Source organism: Tildeniella sp. (assembly GCF_059505325.1).
The window spans coordinates 120,999-140,895 of sequence record NZ_JCACKI010000006.1 but is presented as its reverse complement, the minus strand read 5'-3'; the positions used below and the strand labels follow the sequence as shown (position 1 = coordinate 140,895).

18 protein-coding genes and 1 pseudogene are annotated in these 19,897 nt (G+C 50.5%); 6 read left to right on the top strand and 13 right to left on the bottom strand.

The window, feature by feature from the left end; genetic code table 11:
• Nucleotides 1-84: 84 nt before the first annotated feature.
• The 3 genes and pseudogenes from AC5JO6_RS03350 to AC5JO6_RS03340 all read right to left on the bottom strand — a co-directional run bounded on the left by AC5JO6_RS03350 (nucleotide 85) and on the right by AC5JO6_RS03340 (nucleotide 1,598).
• The gene (locus AC5JO6_RS03350) at nucleotides 85-444 is read right to left on the bottom strand and encodes a DUF6220 domain-containing protein (RefSeq protein WP_496079624.1); all 360 of its coding nucleotides are present in this window, start codon (nucleotides 442-444) and stop codon (nucleotides 85-87) included.
• An 87-nt stretch (nucleotides 445-531) separates the two neighbouring features.
• Nucleotides 532-753, bottom strand: a pseudogene (locus AC5JO6_RS03345) (cation transporter); the annotation flags it as partial.
• Between the two features lie 140 nt (nucleotides 754-893).
• A complete protein-coding gene (locus AC5JO6_RS03340) occupies nucleotides 894-1,598 on the bottom strand; it encodes a DJ-1/PfpI family protein (protein ID WP_496079614.1) in 705 nt (234 codons plus the stop codon).
• A 212-nt stretch (nucleotides 1,599-1,810) separates the two neighbouring features.
• On the opposite strand from AC5JO6_RS03340, the gene AC5JO6_RS03335 reads away from it, so the two are divergent.
• Nucleotides 1,811-2,515, top strand: coding sequence for a helix-turn-helix transcriptional regulator (locus AC5JO6_RS03335; protein ID WP_496079613.1), 705 nt, complete (start codon nucleotides 1,811-1,813; stop codon nucleotides 2,513-2,515).
• Nucleotides 2,516-2,695: 180 nt separating this feature from the next.
• Here the strand turns inward: AC5JO6_RS03335 and AC5JO6_RS03330 are convergent, their stop codons facing one another.
• Together AC5JO6_RS03330 and AC5JO6_RS03325 are read right to left on the bottom strand one after the other, a co-directional pair.
• On the bottom strand, nucleotides 2,696-3,187 hold the full coding sequence (locus tag AC5JO6_RS03330) for a GNAT family N-acetyltransferase (RefSeq protein ID WP_496079612.1): 492 nt from the start codon (nucleotides 3,185-3,187) through the stop codon (nucleotides 2,696-2,698).
• Nucleotides 3,188-3,280: 93 nt separating this feature from the next.
• On the bottom strand, nucleotides 3,281-4,132 hold the full coding sequence (locus AC5JO6_RS03325; protein WP_496079611.1) for an SDR family oxidoreductase: 852 nt from the start codon (nucleotides 4,130-4,132) through the stop codon (nucleotides 3,281-3,283).
• Between the two features lie 55 nt (nucleotides 4,133-4,187).
• Here AC5JO6_RS03325 and AC5JO6_RS03320 point away from each other — a divergent pair, with 55 nt between their 5' ends.
• Nucleotides 4,188-4,604, top strand: coding sequence for a MerR family transcriptional regulator (locus tag AC5JO6_RS03320; RefSeq protein WP_496079610.1), 417 nt, complete (start codon nucleotides 4,188-4,190; stop codon nucleotides 4,602-4,604).
• Between the two features lie 506 nt (nucleotides 4,605-5,110).
• On the opposite strand, the gene rfbD is transcribed toward AC5JO6_RS03320, so the two are convergent.
• From rfbD to AC5JO6_RS03295, 5 genes are all read right to left on the bottom strand, one after another.
• Nucleotides 5,111-6,004, bottom strand: coding sequence for a dTDP-4-dehydrorhamnose reductase (rfbD, locus tag AC5JO6_RS03315; protein ID WP_496079609.1), 894 nt, complete (start codon nucleotides 6,002-6,004; stop codon nucleotides 5,111-5,113).
• Between the two features lie 156 nt (nucleotides 6,005-6,160).
• Nucleotides 6,161-6,700, bottom strand: coding sequence for a photosystem I reaction center subunit XI (locus tag AC5JO6_RS03310; RefSeq protein WP_496079608.1), 540 nt, complete (start codon nucleotides 6,698-6,700; stop codon nucleotides 6,161-6,163).
• A 198-nt stretch (nucleotides 6,701-6,898) separates the two neighbouring features.
• Entirely contained in the window at nucleotides 6,899-8,329 is a 1,431-nt protein-coding gene (locus AC5JO6_RS03305; protein ID WP_496079607.1) for an aminopeptidase P N-terminal domain-containing protein, read from the bottom strand.
• A gap of 170 nt (nucleotides 8,330-8,499) precedes the next feature.
• A complete protein-coding gene (locus tag AC5JO6_RS03300; protein ID WP_496079606.1) occupies nucleotides 8,500-9,114 on the bottom strand; it encodes a 2OG-Fe(II) oxygenase in 615 nt (204 codons plus the stop codon).
• 244 nt (nucleotides 9,115-9,358) lie between these two features.
• On the bottom strand, nucleotides 9,359-9,979 hold the full coding sequence (locus AC5JO6_RS03295; protein WP_496079605.1) for a TetR/AcrR family transcriptional regulator: 621 nt from the start codon (nucleotides 9,977-9,979) through the stop codon (nucleotides 9,359-9,361).
• Between the two features lie 451 nt (nucleotides 9,980-10,430).
• Here AC5JO6_RS03295 and AC5JO6_RS03290 point away from each other — a divergent pair, with 451 nt between their 5' ends.
• The 4 genes from AC5JO6_RS03290 (at nucleotide 10,431) to AC5JO6_RS03275 (ending at nucleotide 15,780) form a co-directional block, all read left to right on the top strand.
• Nucleotides 10,431-10,808 (top strand): Mo-dependent nitrogenase C-terminal domain-containing protein, encoded by a 378-nt coding sequence (locus tag AC5JO6_RS03290; RefSeq protein WP_496079604.1) that lies wholly within the window; start codon nucleotides 10,431-10,433, stop codon nucleotides 10,806-10,808.
• Nucleotides 10,809-11,200: 392 nt separating this feature from the next.
• Entirely contained in the window at nucleotides 11,201-11,752 is a 552-nt protein-coding gene (infC, locus tag AC5JO6_RS03285; RefSeq protein WP_496079603.1) for a translation initiation factor IF-3, read from the top strand.
• Between the two features lie 268 nt (nucleotides 11,753-12,020).
• Nucleotides 12,021-15,095, top strand: coding sequence for a HEAT repeat domain-containing protein (locus AC5JO6_RS03280; protein ID WP_496079602.1), 3,075 nt, complete (start codon nucleotides 12,021-12,023; stop codon nucleotides 15,093-15,095).
• Between the two features lie 199 nt (nucleotides 15,096-15,294).
• A complete protein-coding gene (locus AC5JO6_RS03275; RefSeq protein ID WP_496079601.1) occupies nucleotides 15,295-15,780 on the top strand; it encodes a Crp/Fnr family transcriptional regulator in 486 nt (161 codons plus the stop codon).
• Between the two features lie 55 nt (nucleotides 15,781-15,835).
• On the opposite strand, the gene AC5JO6_RS03270 is transcribed toward AC5JO6_RS03275, so the two are convergent.
• From AC5JO6_RS03270 to aroF, 3 genes are all read right to left on the bottom strand, one after another.
• A complete protein-coding gene (locus AC5JO6_RS03270; RefSeq protein ID WP_496079600.1) occupies nucleotides 15,836-16,015 on the bottom strand; it encodes a DUF2949 domain-containing protein in 180 nt (59 codons plus the stop codon).
• A gap of 310 nt (nucleotides 16,016-16,325) precedes the next feature.
• Nucleotides 16,326-18,575 (bottom strand): ATP-dependent helicase, encoded by a 2,250-nt coding sequence (locus AC5JO6_RS03265; RefSeq protein WP_496079599.1) that lies wholly within the window; start codon nucleotides 18,573-18,575, stop codon nucleotides 16,326-16,328.
• A 179-nt stretch (nucleotides 18,576-18,754) separates the two neighbouring features.
• A complete protein-coding gene (gene aroF / locus AC5JO6_RS03260) occupies nucleotides 18,755-19,660 on the bottom strand; it encodes a 3-deoxy-7-phosphoheptulonate synthase (RefSeq protein WP_496079598.1) in 906 nt (301 codons plus the stop codon).
• Nucleotides 19,661-19,897: the final 237 nt, after the last annotated feature.

Here is a 19,897-nt window from a genome sequence, read left to right as displayed (position 1 = left end):
GCGCGATACGATGGTGTCCATAGCTGAGACCGTTACTTCAAAACCAGTCTCAGCTCTTCTTGTGTCAATTTCTGTTCGTCGAACTCACGTTGCTTTAGGAAATAGAAACCGACTGACGCGATGGACTAACGTGGTGGAAACCGAAAACAATGTAAAACCAATCAACGGATGCACAGTTGCTAACGGAATTGGAGTTTTGAGGTGAATCGTCAGAAATTGCAATCCCAACAGCACTGGCAAACTGGCGGTGAGGCTTCGCACTCGGCGAGGGACGGTGATGCGATACGCCCATGCGAACAAAATCAGAGACAAGCTACTGTAGCCGCGCACCAGCCAAACGTGAGCCTGCCACCACTCCGGGTTGTAGAAATAAGCCAATCCCACCGTCAACACTTGGGCATTCAAGCAAAGGTTAAAGCCCACGACGAGGATGAAAAAGCCCATCAATGTCCAATGCACTGAGGTTTGAGTCTGGGTGTCACTGATGGTTTCAGCTTCAGAATGCTGCAATTGACTGGGAAATCCGGCGGCAGTGAGGCGATCGGCTAACTCACCTAAATTTACCCCTGTGTCGCATTCAACTGTTGCGGTTTCAGTCGCTAAATCAACTATTACTGAATCTACGCCCGATTGCTGAAGCAATTGTGTTTCAACAGCTTTTACACAAGTTGCACAGTGCATTCCCCCAACGCTGAGTTTCACTGTTGTTTGAGTAGCGGGAGAAATTACGATTGGATCTGAAGAACGTGACATATTCGATGTGAATGTTTGTGGCAGTACAACCAGATTAAGAACAACAAACTGACTCTGCATAGACCTCGATCGGGTACACTTTGCTGCTGCAACACTGGCAAAAGATGCCCTCACCGACATAGACTGCTCTGTCAGGAAATTTAAGCCTTTAGAGCCATTACCCGTTCTGATGCTTGTCGTGCAGCCCTGCGAAATTCGTTGAATCCTGCCTCGTATTTCTGCATCACTTTTTGGGTCAGATCAGTCCCCGCCAACTCAGGACTGCCCGTACCATAAGGAGGATGAGGGGCATACTCAAGAGTCAATTCAACTTCTTTAGCCGCATCTTCACCGCGGAGCTTTCCCAGCACAATTAAGCCTGCATCAAAAGAACCCGAAACCGGACTGGCTGTAATGCGATTGCGATCGACCACGACCTTGCCTCCCTTCACTGGAATCGCGCCAAAACTGGGAAGTTCATCAATGAGTGAGAAACTTGCTGTGGCACGATACCCGTTGAGCAAACCCGCCGCACCTAAGATGAGGCTGCCTCCGCAAATACCAATTAAGTATTTTGCTTGCTTACCTTGCTCTGCCAAAAAGACTAACGCCTCATCTGACAACAACCCTGTAGTGGCTCCAATACAGAGAACATCAAGGTTCAACGGGCATTCTGCGAAGGTGGTTGTCGCGTGCATTGGGAAATTGGGATAGCCAACAATGAGATCTTTGTCCTGCCAAATGAAATGAATCTCACAGTTAGGAACAACGCTAAATATGGTGTAGACCCCGATGATGTCTGGGATGTAGCAGTTTGGACTAATGAAAATACCGATGTTTAATTTTTCTCCATCTTGAGTACTCATTTTTGCTTCTCCGTTTAACTTATTTCACAAGCAGTTGACTAACCCAAGATAGTCGCTGATCCTCAAATGCAGATAGACCTCGATCGGGTACACTTTGCGGCAATATCCGATGATTATGGAGGCGATCGCAGAACTCGACAAGATTGACAGGGTGTCGTTTGACAAATCAAGTTATTTAACTGACTGTATTAGTAATACTGATGCAACTAACGATGGAAAATTCGTTGCAATGTTTGTTTCAGGCGATCGCCAAGGCTCAAGACGAATCAGAACTGCGACAGCCCGTCATGGCGCAAGTAGGCGAATATTTTGCCGCCACCCGCTGGGGACTAATGTTTCTGGATGAATTTCCCACTGTCGATGCCAACACTCCAGGCATCATCAGATTGGCGCTGTCGCTCGACCACAATCCTGTCTTACGCTACCTGGTGGAACGTCACGCCCCCGTGCATGAGGAAGTTATCTTACCACCGGGAGTTTGGCAAACGATTTGTCCCCGCGCCGATCATGGGCATGTGATGACGGGACCGATCGTCCATAACGGTCAACTGGTCGGTGGCATTGCCTTCACCCGCCATCGGGATAATTCAGCGTTTGATGCTCAAAACCTGGCAGATTTAAGTGCGCTCTGTCTGCATCTGTCTACTCGATTGGCGGCGTTGAGAGTGCAGCCTATTGCTTTACCAACATTGAACTACGATAAATTAACTTCCCGCGAATCCCAAATTGCCGAATTGGTGGCGCAGGGGTTAACCAGTGCCGAGATTGGTGCCGCTCTCTGGATTACCGAGAATTCTGTTAAGCAAGCGTTGAAGCGGATGTTTCGCAAGTTGAAGGTGTCGTCTCGCGCTGAGATGGTGGCTCAGTTGGCTGGCAGGGAGGCAGGGCGATCGTCCTCACAGATCAGCGCCATGTGAGCGTTCAAACCTTAATCTCTAATAGGGTTAAGCAAATTTCCCAGTTCAAACAGTTGAACCCCTATCAAAGCTGACTGCTTAGACCAACGTTGCGGTTGAGCGACTGCCGATGACCTTTGCTACAACAGTGACTAACTTTGCTAGTCTGCTCCAACCGAGTCGTTATGCTGCAATTCGACACTAATTGAACTTGCTTTTCTCATACTCTTGCTGCAACATCGACATAATGATTAATGATTCATATCCATCTCCAGATTTTAGACATTCGCGTAATGTCCCCTCGATTGTAAAACCTGCTTTACTGTAAATTGCTTGAGCACGATGATTCTGAATTTTTACATCAAGCCACAATCGATGAGCACGGTAAGTCTCGAATGCTAGCTTCTTAATCATCTCAACTGTCGCTTTTCCGTAACCTTTACCTTTTTCTGTAATCACGATCCGACGAAACTCAATGCTTTGATTGGCATCAAGAAGCCCAGCCAAAATTACATAGCCAACATTTGTTTCGTTCTGCACAATGAGGTGAGCAATATTAGGATCTCTCACTGCTTGGAGATGCTTTTCACGTGACCAGGAAATTATATACTGACGATTCTCGTCATCGCTTTCAGCCCTTAAAACGTAGTCAAGGTCAAGTTCTTCGGTGTTTCTTACACGTACATTAGACATACTAGAATCTCAGCGATCGGCGTAAATATCACCACTCAAACCCTAATCTCAGTGTGGCGTTAAGAAATTTACTCAATTAGGATAAACCATTCGCTATCGTTCTTTTAGCAAACCGAAATTTCTACCAATCAGTTTGTCTAACCAACGGCTAGGCAGTATCCGTGGCAGAATCCAGTTGCTGACGGGGTCAGGCACGATCGCATATCGAACTTTGGGATTTTGAGTCTCGAATACCTCACGAATGAATCGTCCAATCACTTCAGTGCTGTATCCCTGTTTACCAATGTCAGTTGCATATTGCTGGAATGCCTGGAGTGATTTTGCGTACTCTGTTTCAGCGTACCGATCCGTCTCTTGAGCAGATTCCTTTTCCCAAATTGGGGTATTCACCGCACCCGGTCCGATGATAATCACATCAATGCCATGAAGCTGTAATTCTCGTCGCAGGCTGTGAGACACACCCTCGATCGCGTGCTTGGTACCAACGTAGGCACCAATAAAAGGAGATGCAATCTTGCCGCCTACTGAACTAATGTTGATGATTTTACTAGGTCTTGTGGTTGACTTCCGAGCTTTCAACAGAGGCAAAAACGCTTGGGTCACTGCAATGACACCAAGCACATTCACTTCAAACTGCCACCGAATTTCGTCTAAAGGTTGATGCATGAGTGGACCGCTAGTAGCGATGCCCGCATTGTTGATCACTCCTGCTAAGCCTTTACTCCTTACAATTGACTCCACTTGTTGAACCGCCTGTTGCAGAGCCGCAGTGTCAGTCACATCAAACAGGAGCGGGATAAGATTGGAGCCGATTTCGGATTTTAAGCGTTCAGCATCTGCTTGATTGCGAACGCTGCCAAACACCTGGTATCCGCTTTTAACAAACTCTTTTGCTGCCCCATACCCAATACCTGATGAAGCTCCAGTAATCAAAATAGCGTCCACATTGCCCTCCTAATCAGTTTGTTGACTGGTTCAGTGCTAATGTAAACTATGGAGTATGCTCCAGGGTCAAGAGGCAATCATGCAAATCGGTGAACTAGCAAAAAAGTCTGGTCTCTCGATCGATACCATTCGTTTCTATGAAAAAAAGGGTTTGCTTGGCTCTGTACTAATGGAACGTAAGAGCAATAATTACCGAGAGTACTCAGATGAAAGTTTGGAGCGGTTGCTTTTGATTCAACAAGGAAAACGTTTGGGATTCACGCTGACAGAGATTCACGAATTGGTCAAAGATTTAGAGAGTGCTCAACTAACTGATACTAAGAAAAGGAGTATCATTCAACAAAAGCTTGAGCAAATTGATGAGCGAATTCAGGAATTGAAGACGATGAAGACTTATCTGTTGGAGAAGATGAACCGATTACACGCCCCTGAAACCGCTGCGATCGCGTCGTCTACTCCTTTAGCAGAGTGACCGTTAGTAAAAGATTGAGTCTTTCAATATCTCTAACCTTGCTAACCTCCTCGCGCCACGATTCAATAAATATCCTCTCTCCTCCTCTACGGCAACCACCGCATAGAAGCTGCTGCGAACACTTTGCGTTCGTTATAAGAGGACGTTTTAAAAGTCCGTATACTTGTAGCCTTGGCGACTGAAGTCGCGGCTACACGGACAAAACCTGCCGTCGCAGGTTATAAAGCCCTCGCGTTTCGGTAGTCCGTGTCGGCGGACTTTGTTTACGTAGTCGCGGTTTTAACCGCCAGACGCTTTTCAAACAGCCTCTAAGGCAGCAAGGCGTTGATTCAACGCAGAAACTGTGGTGCTCTCTGGATTAAAACGAATTCTGTCAAGCAAGCGTTGAAGCGGCGTTCCGCAAGTTAAGGATCTTATCTCGCGTTGAGGTGGTGGGTCAACTGTTTAGAAATGAGGCAGTGCAATCATCCACCTCAGCAAGGCTCAAATTGCGTTGAAATAGTAGCTCAACTGTCTAGAAGCAAATTGCCGTTCAACTCCGACAACATCTCGCGCAAACTTTGTCGCCAGTAAGGAGGGTGGGTGCCTAACAGTGTCGAGATTTTTTTGAGGGAGAGGACGGAGAAAGCAGGGCGTTTGGCAGGAGTAGGATATTCAGGCGTAGTGATGGGGATAACGCGTTGAATTTTGAGGGGGAAACCGAGTTGGTGTGCTTCTTCAAAGATGGCGATCGCAAAATCGTACCAGCTACACACGCCGCTGTTGGTGTAGTGATAGGTGCCTGCATTATCGGTAGACAGTTGCGGGGTGAGCTGAGCGATCGCCGCTGCTAAATCCTTTGACCATGTAGGCGCACCAATTTGATCGGTCACGACGCGCAGTTCTTCTCGCTCTGCCCCCAAACGCAGCATGGTTTTGACGAAATTGCCTTTGCCTTTCGCGCCGTAAACCCAGGCAGTACGGATGATGAAGTGGCGATCGCACGCCGCACGTACGGCTTCTTCGCCTGCCAACTTGGTCGAGCCATACACACCCAGTGGATTTGTGGCATCGGTTTCCAGGTAGGGTGAACTGTGAGTGCCGTCAAACACGTAATCCGTGGAGATGTGAATCAGTCCTGCATCAATGCGGTTTGCGGCTTCGGCAAGAATTCCGGGTGAAGCAGCATTCACCAACCTGGCAAGGTCTGGTTCGCTTTCGGCTTTGTCAACTGCTGTGTAGGCAGCCGAGTTGATGACGATCGCAGGTTTCACCGCCTCCATCACCTGCTGTACAGCTTCTGGTTGCGAAAAATCGACGCGATCGCGCCCCACACTAACGACTTCTCCTAGAGAAGCCAGGGTTTGCTGGAGTTCCTGACCAACCTGTCCGGTAATACCTGTGAGCAAGATGCGTGTCATAGGTGAAGGGGAATTTTGAGTACTAGTTGGAGCTACTTTACCTAAATACTCCCTCAGCTTTGTATTCTGACATTTAGAGGTGCTGCTTTAAAGAAGAAAAATCCAGAGCACCGTTGCTCCGGATTCTTCTTTACGGTATGAACATAAAGCGTCTCGCTAGTGAGCGACAAAGCTCAAATACTTCTGGAACAGCCCAATGTTTGTGATTAGTGCGTAGGCAAAAGCAGCACCACCAACCCCTCCTAGAAAAAAGCCAGTCGCATACTCGTTCCAACCTTCGGACGTATTTAGAGATTGCGGCGGGCTTGGTACAGTAATAGTCGCGATCGGACCAGGAGGATTGCTCGCTGCATACAGCGAAAGACTCAGTGTCGCAATCAAGAGCGTCCCGATCGTACCCAGCAGCCCTGTAAGCGCCCCAATTTCTGTGTCGCGCAGTGGGTTGAAAGTCACAAAGGGTCCCAGTAGCCAGTAGCCATGTGCTAAGCCCACTTCAATGCCTCGTCGCTGTGGAGACAAACCTTGCCGATAGGCTGGCAAGTTATTGATAAAAGCGCGAGAAATACCAGACGCATTGATTGGGGTAGCAAGGTTCCCAATTTGAGGATCATCCCACGCGGCATGAACAACTTCGCGATTTCGGGGATCATTTGGGTTGTCGTTCGACTGCTCAATCTTGTCTACAAAATTAGCCATGTTCCGTGATTCCCTATGGGTCTGAGACAATGTAAAGATAAGTTTAGAAGTCTTTTTCCAATTGATCCTCTCTCTCAAGCTACAGAGTGAATTAGCGAACGTTGCGTCTAAAACACAGTTGCTCTAAAGGGAGTTTGAGAAAATGGCACGATCGCTCCAGTGGTATTGAGTTTCTCCGCCGCGCAAGACATGGCTTATCTAGCTCTGAACTAATTGCTCGATCGCCTCTGCCTTTGTTGGCAACGCCGCAGTCAATACCTCTGAGCCAGTTGACGTAACCAAGACATCATTTTCAATGCGAATGCCGCGTACATCAGCAAACTGAGTGAGACGATCCCAGTCCACGACAGCTCGATAGCGCGATCGGCGCTCTGGATCTTGCAGAATGGCAGGCACCTGGTAGAAGCCTGGTTCGATCGTGACGACCATTCCCGCCTGCAACGGACGATCGAGTCTCAGGTAATTCAGCCCAAAGCGATCGCTTCTCACTCGTCCGGTTTCGTACCCTGCCAGATCGCCTAAATCTTCCATATCATGCACATCCAAGCCCAGGATGTGTCCAACTCCATGCGGAAAGAATAGAGCATGAGCATCTTGATCAACAAGATCCTCGACCTGCCCGCGCAGAATACCCAAGTCTACTAAACCAGTAGCGATCGTCCGTGCTGCCAATAGGTGAAGCTCCCGATATTCCACACCAGGGCGAATGGCTGCAATACAGGCATCATGCGCTGCCAGCACTACATCGTAAAGCGATCGCTGCGTTGGCGAAAATTTGCCAGACACCGCCCAGGTACGGGTAATATCCGATGCCCAACCTGATGCCGTTTCTGCCCCCACATCTGCCAGCAGCAGATCCCCAGGCTGCACTGGATGGTGATACTGATCGTTGTGCAACACTTCGCCGTGAACAGTGACGATGCTGCTATAAGCACAGGTCATGCCATTGGCAATAATGACACCTTCCATCGCCGCTCGGATCTCTGCTTCAACGTTAGCGCTACGTGTCGCTGCCATGCCTGCTTTGTGAGCGGCGATGCTAACGGTTGCTGCCTTTCGCAGTTCTGCCAGTGCAAGGTCGTCGTGGATCAAACGGAGGGAGACGATCGCCCGTACCAACTCTAAGTCAACCCCTTCGATCCTGCCTACATCACGAAAAACGTTGCGTTGACACATGATGTATTGAGCGGCATGAGTTTTACCATCTTGCACACCGATCGTTGCCGCTCCGTTCGTCCACGTTGAAGGTGTTACAAGCCACTCCTCGCCCCTCTCATTCTTTTCTGGCTTCAGTTCTGAGAGGGGATATGCGTCATCCGCACCGATCGCGGCTGCAATGTCATCCCGTTTCAACGATTCTCCATGCCATAATGCATCCGTCGGTTTTGCCTCTTCCATAAACAAAACGAGCTTACCGTTCTCTAATCGGATCACGGCATTCTCCAGCGGCAACCCTGCAAAGTAGAGAAAGTGGCTGCTGGCTCGAAACGGAAACGTATTTGCCCGAAAGTTACGCGGACTGCTTTGCCCTGACCACAAGAGCACCGGGAAATCCACCAATGCCGCCAATTTAGTGCGTCGAGCTTTCAAGGCATGTATGAGAAAAGGGTTGCGATCGAGCGTTTGCATGACACCAAAAACGAGTTAAAGGAATTTAAAGGCTTGTCAAATTCTGTCGGTTCTCGTTATCAGCTATGAGTATAAGACTGACCGCTGACCGCTGATAGCTGACCGCTGATAGCTGACTGCTGATAGCTGACCGCTGATAGCTGACCGCTTACTCAAACCGATCCATTTTGTCATCTTCGCGCTACTGCCCGTTTGGGTTTCGCTGCTCTAGATTCCACCGTAAACTCAGGGATTTCCTGCAATTCGATCGCGCTCAAGTTGTATTGCTCACAAACCAGGCTCAGGCGTGTGCCATCGACTCTCACAGGGTTTACAGAATGAGTGAGATCACCCTGAAAATGAAGCAGCGTATTGGCTTTTGGCTTAATCTGCCCCACCTGTTGCCGATGGTTTCGCAGCACCAGTTCACCACCTTGCAAGTCAGGCGGCACTTGCACATAAAGCACGCTGACGATCGCAGGCGGCTCTACCGTTTTGCAATACGAGCGCAGCGATCGATCAATATGAGGATCAACCCGCGATCCCTCCCTCAGCAGCAGCGGATTCAGGTAGAACGCATTACAGTCCGACTCTAGAGCACGATCGAAATAGGGCACAAAAAACGGAAACTGCTGCCTGACGGTTTCTAGCCCAGCGCGTTGAAAGACGATAGAAAACCCTTTGGTGCCAACAAAATCGCGGTTCAGATTATTCACCGCAAAATACGGACATGACAGTATTTCGCCACGCAATGTATGCAAGTAGGCGATCGCAAACGCATCCGGTTCTTGACGGTAATAACTCAAAGATACGGTTCCGCTTAGTGTTGTACAGGCTCTCTATCCTAACCTCACCAAAGCGTTCTAGCCTTCTGCTTAGCAGTCAGCTATCAGCGGTCAGCTTTTTAGCCTTGAGCCTTGAGACCTCTGCCTTCTGCCTTCTGCCTTCTGCCTAGCAGTCAGCTATCAGCTATCAGCGGTCAGCTTTTTAGCCTTGAGCCTTTAACCTTCTGCCCTCTGCCTTCTGCCCTCTGCCTTCCCCTCTCCTCCTTCACCCCTCCTCCTTCACCAGCACCCCATTCAAGAAAATGTCTGCCAACCCCTCCGCCATTTCCTGCATCTCTTTGGGCGACGACCCTTCTCCCATAATCGTGTCCTGGCTAAACCCAGCCACTGCAAACATCCCCAGAAACACGCGCGCCACAATTTTCGGATTCATGCGCCGATAGATACCTTGATCCATCGCTGATTGAAAAAAGACTTCTGCCACATCCGTCATTTTGTTGATGACTTCAAGCTGGATGCGATCGCGCAACTCCGGGTGAAATTGCGCTTCCATAAAGCAAACCTTGAGCATGTCTGCATTCTTGTGCAGGTTCAGCATCCGTCGCCGCATTACCTGCGCCACTGCTTTGTAGCTGCCCATTTCACTCAGTTCCGTCAGCAGATCCGTTAAAATCTCGACCCATCCCTGCGTTGCCACTTCAATCAAAATTGCCTTTTTTGTAGGGAAGTAGCGAAACAGCGTACCCTCAGCAATGCCTGCTGCTTCAGCCAGATCGCGGGTCGTTGTACCGTCGTACCCCAACTTGGCAAATAATCGCAATGCCGCTTTCAGAATGCGATCGCGCGTTTCAGTTTCAGGCAACGGTGGACGATGGGAAAGACGCATGACGTTTTAAGGGTAGGCAATTAAAGCAAGCACGTAGCGCTATTCTCTATTGCACTTTTACTAAAACGCTAGAAGTGTCACAGATCATTACAGATTTCGCAAAAAGGGATATGAGGAACGGGGCTGACAATCGCGTTTCAAGCCTTACTTGCGCCGATTCTCTGGGTGAAGCGACCAAAACCTCCGAGGTTTGCGTCAGTCCTAACCGACTCTCTGGGTAAAGTCGCTGAAACCTGAAGATGGGGCGATCGAAGTTCAGTGATTTTGCCCATTAACATTTCTTCAAAAGCGGTCAGCATAGGCTTGTCAGAGTAACTGATCTGGCAACACTACAAAACAGCCCCATCACCTTACCCTGTCACCCTTTATAAAAGCGTTTTATAAACAAATCTCTGTCTCAGCAGACAGACAGTCCACCAAGCTTTCTCGTATCTCACTCTGAGAGGAAGAAATGAACCATTCTCACGCCACGATCACCAGTACTAAAGCCAAGCAGTTCGTTTGGATTGCTAAAGAAACTACCCTTGAGCTAACGACAACGTCACATCAAACTGCCCCACCAAGCGATCGGTTCGCTCCACTTCAACCGATCCGTCAGTGGCTTGACACGATTGAAATCCACGATACTGAGACAGCAAGAGCCTTTTGCCAACTGATCCCAGCGCGTTGTCCCTTTGAACGTACGATCAAACTGTTCGATCGGACTCTCTTCTCGATCCCGCCCCTCTGCAAGCTCAACCCCTTTTACGAACAAGTCGTCGGGCTACGCTTTCGGGCGCTCTGCTACTTGGCTGACGAATGCGGCGAAGATGTCAGCCGCTACTGTTAGCCCTTTTTGTGTACAAAGTTTTGACTGCGCTCAACCTTCAGTCATAGCGGGTCGAGCGTAGCCGAAACCCAAACCACGGGTATCTTATTTTCTTGCAATCCCCTTACCTCTCCGTATTGCGAAGGAAACGATATTGCGAAGGAAACGACATTTCTCTGATTTCTTGGAACTTACGTAACAATTAAGGAGAATTTTCGATGGACTGAGTAGAATAGCAGATATCTAGTTCACAGCCGATTTACGATCGGGTCTCGGCTATCCTTTGTTCTCATGAGGTGTTCTCATGAGGCATCCGTCCTCTGAGGCACACATCCTCTAAAAATTGACGACACGCCATCCAGTCCACGTTTGAAGACTGATTTCCAGTTGTCAACCCTTATGCCAACCATCAAATGCCTGTGATTGAAAGAATTGAGAGACGACCAAACCGCGATTTACCAGCCATTAACGAACGGATTCGCTTTCCCAAGATCCGGGTAATCGACTCGGATGGCGCGCAGTTGGGTATTATGCTGCCCCGCGATGCCATGCAAATCGCTGAAGAAAAAGACCTGGATTTAGTTCTGGTCAGCGATAAAGCTGATCCGCCTGTCTGCCGAATTATGGACTACGGCAAGTTCAAATTTGAGCAAGAGAAAAAAGCGCGTGAAGCGAAGAAAAAGCAGCACACCGTTGATGTGAAAGAAGTCAAGATGCGCTACAAGATTGAGGCGCACGACTACGATGTGCGGATCAGTCAGGCGAAGCGATTCTTGAAAGACGGTGACAAAGTAAAAGCCACCATCATGTTTCGGGGACGTGAGATTCAGCATAGCGACATTGCCGAAGATTTGCTGAAACGCATGGCGGGCGATCTTCAAGAGCTTGCCGAAGTGCAGCAAGCACCGAAACGAGAAGGACGCAATATGATGATGCTTCTGGCTCCTAAAAAAGTAGGCTCCTAAAAAAACAGACGACATTGCCCAAATCGTTGTTCAACTACGACGGCTGATGTGTAGGCACTCTGGTTACTCTAGAGTGCCTTTTTAGTGCGATCGCGCTGTTTTGGCAAGGAACTTTTGTGATGAACGACCGCTAGCTATCTACAATGAAAGCCATTCGGGGCAACCTCTAATGAGGTGTGGTGAACGATCAACTCTCGCCAAAAGGTAACTGTTGATTGCGGTGAAGCAGGTTTTAGGGATCAGCGACGAATACAGGACGCAAGCTCGCATGGAACTCAAAAGCCAGTGGTCAATCGATGAAGGGTTAAAGCAGCGGTTTCTGCGGTGGGTTAATCTTCGTCCAGAGGAGAGTGAGCGCACCTTTTTGATGTTTGCGTTTTACACCATTACATCGATCGGTCTAGTGTGGTTTGAGGCAAGCACGGTCGCGCTGTTTTTGCAGGAATATAAAGCAGAAGACGGGCTGCCCTGGATTTACATTGCCAGCGCGGGCATCGGCTCAGGGTTAGGCTTTATCTACTCGCAGTTGCAAAAGGTGCTACCGCTACGACGAGTACTGGTGCTGACGGCGTTGCTGATGGCTGCGCCGCTGCTGCTCTTTTGGTTTGGGTTAGACAGCCGATCGTCCCTCTGGGGAGCAACGGTCATTGCGATCACGATCTTTCTCATGCGGCTCTGGTTAGAAGCAATCTACGTCCTCAATGACCTCAACACGTCGATCACAGCCAACCAGCTTTTTAATATTAGAGAGATTAAACGTACCTATCCGCTCATTAGCAGCGGTATTCTCGTCGCCGATGTGATTAGCGGCTTCTCTCTAACCCTGCTGATCGCCTGGGTGGGGCTGAAGAATGTCGTGGCGATGGCTTGCCTGATGATGATCGTTGGTGCAGGCATTCTCTTTTACCTAAGTCAGTCTTACCAGCAAGCGTTTCCAGATTCGTTGCGGCGATCGTCGGACGATCGCCTCAGCGAGTTTGCCAGTCGTCGCTTACAAGGACCGTTACGGCGCTATGTCGTGCTGCTGTTTACCTTTTTTATTCTGGCGCAGGTGTTGCTGCTGCTGATCGACTTTCAGTTTCTCCGGCAGCTTCAGTTTCATGGCAACGAAGGCGCGATCGCTCAGTTGCTGAGGCAGCAAAACTCCGACGCAGCGATCGCCAGCTTCCTGGGCTGGTTCAGTGCCATTTTGGGCATTTGCGAACTGGCGATGCAGTGGCTGGCATCCAGCCGCGTCATTGAACGTATTGGTGTCTTTGCGACCGCAATGATGCTACCGGGCATGATTGGTATTTTGGGTGCAGTGGCAATGGCGATCGCGCCGAGCGGTTGGGTGTTGGGGCTTTTTGTCAGCATTGTGGCGCTCAAGTTTCTCGATGAGTTGCTCCATTACACCTTGTTTGCCAGCCTTGGTCCGGTTCTCTTTCAACCCATTCCAGACAGCATTCGCAGCAACATTCAGTCAGTCGTACGGGGCATTGCCGAACCATTGTCTACAGGTGTGACGGGGCTTGCCTTACTAGTGCTAGTTTGGTTTAGCCGCAATACCAGTTTTGGTGACGTTGGGCTAAATTGGCTGCTGCCCGCGATCGTCTGCCTGTCTCTCATCTGGGTTTTCACAATTTGGCTGTTACGCAGTAAGTACGTCGGTCTACTGGTCATGAGTGCCGAGCGGGGGCAACTCAGTGGCGATGTGGATCTGCGTGAACTGAAGCGGGCGGTTGTAGAAGCGCTGGATCAACCAGGGACGGATGTGCATAAAGGTTCCTGCATTGAACTATTGAGCCAGCTTGATCACAAAAATGTCGGTGAAGTGCTGGCACCTTTACTGGCGAAGCTGTCACCTGGCTTGCAGCGTAAGAGCCTAGAGGCAATGCTTGCTTACCCCAACCCAGCTTATTTGGGGCAGGTACGCGCCTTGATCGACCGATCGCCATCACCCGAAGTTCTGGCTGTGGCGTTGCGCTACGTCTGGATCACTGAAGACGAACCCGATATTCGCCAGTTGCGTCCTTACCTTCGACCAGAAGTTGATTCGGTGGTGCGAGGAACCGCCGCCTCACTGATGATGCGACGGGGCAGTCCCACTCAGAAAGCGGAGGCAACCAATACGCTCCGGTTTATGCTGACGCACAAGCAAGAAAAAGAGCGCGTGATGGGCTGTCGTGCTCTGGGAGAAGCTGTTTACCTGCAAGCGCTGCGGCTGTATATTCCTGACCTCTTGCAAGATGAATCGTTACGGGTGCGCTGTGCTCTGCTGGAGGCGATCGCTTCCACTCATCTAGAAGAATTCTACCCATCGCTACTGCGCGGGCTTTACTACAAATCCACCCGCGAAGCCGCAATGCAGGCATTGGTACGCCTGGAAAACGACGCAATCCCCATGCTGGTCGCACTGGCAGAAGATACCCATAAGCCCGATTTGGTAAGGCTTCACGCGTGGCGAGCGATCGGGCAGATTAGCACCATCGAAGCACTGGATGCACTCATTTCGCACTTGATGACCGCATGGGGCACCGATCGCCGTAGCATTCTGCGGATCTTATTAGAAATGCCACGCGATCTTGGCATTGACAGCGTTGCTGATAGCCTGGGTCGAAGTGGCATCGAACGACTCATCGATCAAGAATTGATGTTTGTGGGTCAGCTTTATGCAGCGCTGCTTGACTTAACACCAACACAGGTCTGGGGGCGCGAGGCAGACCTTTTGCGGCGTGCTCTGCGCGATTTGCAGCTCGATGCCGAAGAGCGCTTATTTATGCTGATGAAATTTCTGTACCCGATCGGGTCAATCAAAGCTGCTGCGTTCAATCTGCAATCAAATTCACGCAGCAACATGGCGCGTGGGCTGGAAATTCTGGACAACACACTGGACATTCCCAGTAAGCGTGCGTTGTTGAGCTTGCTCGATCGCAATTCTGATTTGGAAAAGCTGCAAAGCCTGTCAGATTTGATGAGTTACGAACCAATGACACCCAGCGATCGGCTGCGTCACTTGCTCGATCTGCGCCACTTTTTATCCGATTGGTCGCTTGCCTGCTGCTTTCATCTGGCACGACAGGCACACTGGAGCCTGACACCCGAACAAACGATCGCCTGTCTGCGCCATCCTAGAGGGTTTGTGCGCGAGTCGGTGTTGGCGTATCTCAAAATGGCATCGCCTCGTGCTTTGATGAAGCTATTGCCGATGCTAACGCACGACCCCGATCCGCTCGTTGCTGATCAGGTGCAGACGATTATGCAAGAATTTGCATCAGCTTCAGCAAAAACAGTCAACCAAACAGCAAAACGAGGCAATAATGTGATTGATTTCCCAAATCGCACTGGATTTGAGACGATTTAGTAAGGTTCACACACGGATCGTGGGCATCTTAGAGAAAGCGCTTTCTCACTTATAGACCTTAGGCGATCGCTCTTAGACGTTGGGCTAATCGCCATCTATCCTGAACACAAGCCTTTTAACCGTACGGTTGGAGAGATTCATTGTCACTGAGCATCGCTATCGTTCCTCGTCTCCAGCCCAAGCTGCACGCCATCGATTTATGTTAACCAGCGTCGATCGCTTACTGTTTGTCCGGCAAGTTCCCATCTTCAAAGAGTTGCGGGATGACTTTCTGGTGCGGTTGGCATCCATTATGGACGAGCTATCGTTTCCGACGAATCACACGATTTTTACCGAAGGGCAGGAGGGACGATCGCTCTATGTCGTTGTTTCGGGCAGGGTCAGTGTCCACATTGGCAATCAAGAAATTGTGCAGCTTGAACAAGGCACCTGCTTTGGCGAAATGTCTCTCTTCGATGCCGAACCACGTTCTGCGTCTGTGACGACGCTGGCTCCCTGTGAATGCCTCGTGTTAACGCAGCAGCAGTTGTATGAGGCGATCGACGAAACCCCTGGTATTGCCGTCAACATCATTCGCCTACTCTCACGCCGCATCCGTGAACTGAATCAGAAGATGGGGACGATGAAAGCGCCGATCGTTCAGCCTCCGCCACCACCCGTATATCGGGCTGTAAAACGGCGTTAGTTATGGCATTGACGCACCGCTACCGAATGGCTTTAAGTAAAACCTGAATTCTCTACTAAGCAGTTTCCAGCCAATCGAAAATTTTGTCTAATTCTTCCAGCGTGACGAGTCCATACTGCCAGAGAAGCATGGGCAGCCGGGTGGCGTTGAATTCTTGGTGACGCTTGACAGTGGCGATCGCCGAGTCTGAAATCGCCAGTTCTTCTTGTAAAAATTGAATCAAACGGGCTTCCATTGAGCCTCCATCCAGCCTCTTGTGATGAATCTGAGTTTACTGATTAGGAATTTGTTAACTTATGCAACACTCTCTCAGAAACAATGTACTTCATTCTTCGAGAACGTGCTGCTTGAGCCACAAATTTGAGCCGTGAGACTGAGACTACTGTGGTTCATCAGGGAATAAGGTTTTGCAGCCTTCAGTCTAAAACCATAGCTGAGAACTAAAACCATAGCTGAGAATTGAATGAGAATGTCATGAGTCTAAATGTAACTTTTCTCATCTTCACTGCCTGACTCTCATTTTCCCGATCGGATAACCGAACACCTCACGTCATCACCGAATCGGGAAACCGTTCCATCAAAGCTGGCAAAACGGGGCACGGTTCACGGTCTTGCAGATTTTCGGGCTTGTTCCACGTAAACGGTGCTCTGCGTGCTGCCGCTAGCCACAACAGCCGTTTTGCCCGCGTCATCGCTACATAGAGGAGCCGAAATTCCTCAGCAGTTTTCAGGTTTTTGGCACGCTCCCAGGCAGTGGCGATCGACGGCAGTGGAAACTGATTGTGCAAACTGGCACGAATCTGGGCACGGGCAACCTCTGCCAGCGTAAAATCGCCCAAAAACTGTGCTTGCGGCGGAATCCACTGACTACCAGGAATCGTTTGCTCATGCAGAAAGGGGATGAATACGTAGTCCCAATCCAGCCCCTTCGCCTTGTGCATGGTAATGACGGTAAGCTGTCCGGGTCGAGTGTAGCGCTCTTCCCCGTCCTCTGCGTCTACTGGCTCAAACTGCTCGGAGGCAACTATTTCGTTCAAGATGCCCAAAATAGCTGCAAGCGTACTGCTGCTGGTCTGTTGGGCGATGCGTTCTGTAAGCTTGTCGGCAGTTGCTAACTCAGTCTGCTCATAGTCGAGCGTCAAGGCTAAAAATGGAATCAGTTGAGCAGGCGGAAGCTGCAAACGAGCGTTCAGGAGGCTGTTGCAGTAACGACGCGCTTCAACAACGGCTTCTGGCTGTACGGGGTCAAGGGGTCCTGGATAAAGAAACTGTTCGGGGAAACTCACGATCGCATTAAGATCTTGAGTGGGAATGCGCTTGCGTGCTACCAAAACTGTCAAGGCAGCTTTCAAATTATCCGGCGAATGGGGACGATCGAGAAATTGTAGCAGGGTCAGCATTTCGGCTGGGACATGCGATTGGCGATCGCGCTGACCGACCTCATACACCGATAGGGTATCTCCGTACCAGCGATACAGTTCCTTTGCCACAAACCGCCCCTGGTCGTTGGTCCGCACCAGCACTGCCGATCGTCCCTGTGGGTGCTGCTTGAGCAATTGCAATGCTCGCTGCCCAATACGCTCAACCGTTTGATACACATCCTCTGGCGTGTAGAGTTCCAGTCCTCGACCCTCCGGTGCAGGGTTGGCATTGGGTTGGGGATCATCGGCAGCCACGGGGCGAATGGTCTGCACACGAAAGGGTTGCTCCGTTCCTGCCAGCTTCGATTGGTTCACCCACTGAAGCACAAAGTTTGCTGCCTCAAAAATGGGACGACTGCTGCGTCCTGCTTGCGTCATCGTAGCGAGTCGATCGTGAGCCTCGCACACTTCGCAAAACTCGCGAAAGAAGATGGGGTCTGCGGGTGTAAACGTGGAGTTGATTGCCTGATTCGGATCACCGACTCGTACCAGATTTGTGCGATCGCGGTTCGTGGGATCAGCCGGATCAGCCGCTAGAATTTCCAGCAGTCGCGTCTGGAGTGGGCTGGAATCCTGCGCTTCATCCTCAAAAACGGCAAACACCTGCTGCTGCCAGGATTGCCGCACCTGAGCATCGTCCAGCACCCGCAGCGCCCCTAGAATCATTTCGTCGTAGTCGATCAGGTTCCGAAAGCGAAGTTGGGTTTGGTAGAACTCGTACAGTCCTGCCGCGATCGTTAGCACAGCGTAGGGATCATCCACCTCATTGTGCGATCGCAGGTCGTCTGGCAGCAAACCAGAACTTTTTGCTTCGTGAATGACCGTGGTTGCCAAGGCAGGCAGCACCTCTGTTCGCAGCACTGACTGACGGCGTAAGCGCTCCGTTTCTTCCCCGTCAAACTGCCGCCCTTCCAGCAGCGTTTGATAGTGACGTGCATTCGCCGAAATCCACTGCTCAACGCACGTCCGAATCAAGCGATGGTTCTGATTGGGTGTCACCAAAACGCTATCTGGGTTCAAACCGGAGAGTTCAGGATGGACGCGCGCGATCGCCCAGGCAAGCCCATGCAGTGTTTGCACGACAAAGCCTCCTGGTGGCAACCCCAGCACTTTCAGGTTGGCGCGAATCTTTGCCTTGAGATTTGCCGCTGCCGATCGCGTAAATGTCACTACCACCAACTGACGACGGGCATGAAGCTGATGCTGCGCGATGGCGATCGCTGCCGCCACTGCCATTCCCGTAGACTTTCCCGCTCCGGGCACTGCCGAAACCGCCAACGCTCCGCCTGTCCACAGGGCAATCTCACGCTGACCCGATCGCAGCGTGTTGCGGAGTTGCTCTAGTGAGGCGTAGGAAGGGGCAGTTGCGGGCATGGAGAAAGGAAGAGGTAGAGGGGGACTTGAAGGATGAGGCTGTCTAACCATGCATCGCTTATAACGTTTTCTTGATCGCGTCCTCAGCACTTTGCCGCTAAAACTGAAGCGCTCATTTAAGGAGCGTAACAACAATCTCTAACGATGTTTAACCAATACGTTGAACCAGACTAACACTCCTAAGCACTGGCTACAGCTAACCTTAGATGCTCAACAGGCAAGCTTTTGGCGTTGAATTCGAGTTCGTCGGCAACACTGTCTTTGGTCAAGGTGCGCCCCACTGCTTGGGCGATCGGCTCCAGACTCTGCACCAAATCTACCATCGCTTCTAATGAAAGAGCCTGACGTGCGTCCGATACAGATTGGTCAGGCTCAGGGTGGCATTCAATGATGAGTCCATCGGCTCCGCAGGCGACGGCTGCTCTGGCAAGATCGGCAACCAACTCGCGTTTACCAGCGGCATGGCTAGGATCAACAATCACGGGTAGGTGTGTCAATTGGCGCAGGGCGACCACGGCACCCAAGTCCAACACATTGCGAGTATACGTGTCGAAGCTACGGATACCACGCTCACACAGCACCACATTGGGGTTGCCATGCGCCATGATGTATTCGGCTGCCATCACGAATTCTTCGATCGTGGCTGAAAGTCCCCGCTTCAGCAACACGGGTTTGCCTGCCTGCCCCAACGCCTTGAGCAACTCGAAGTTTTGCATATTGCGGCTACCAATCTGGAGCAGATCGGCATAGGCGGCGACGGGTGCAATTTGGGCGATCGACATCACTTCTGTCACGACTGGCAGATTGTAGCGCGATCGCACGTCTGCCAGAATTTGCAGTCCCTCTACGCCCATCCCCTGAAACGAGTACGGGGAAGTGCGCGGCTTGTACACACCTCCCCGCAGGGCATGAATGGGAGCCGTAGACAACTGACTGGCAACCTGCTCCATTTGTTCGGCGCTTTCTACTGTACAGGGACCACCGATGACGATGACATTGCTGCCACCGATCGCCACCTGTTCAGACAGATGGACAATAGTCCGATGGTCAGGATGAGATTTGGTGACTAGTTTGGCATCCAACATGACATTACTCCTTGGTGTGATTGGGTGATTGCAAACAAAAAGCCCGAAACCTTTTGGGTTCCGGGCTGTACGAACGAAGGCGCAACAGACTTTACCCGGAACATGTTCCGAACCAAAAGTAAAAGCCGAACCAAAAGTAAACGCTGTAAAACCAACTCATAAACGCTGTCATCACTCTTTCCTATCTCTTCCTGCCGACAAATTCTTAAAACGAAAAAACCGCAGAGTTGACTCTGC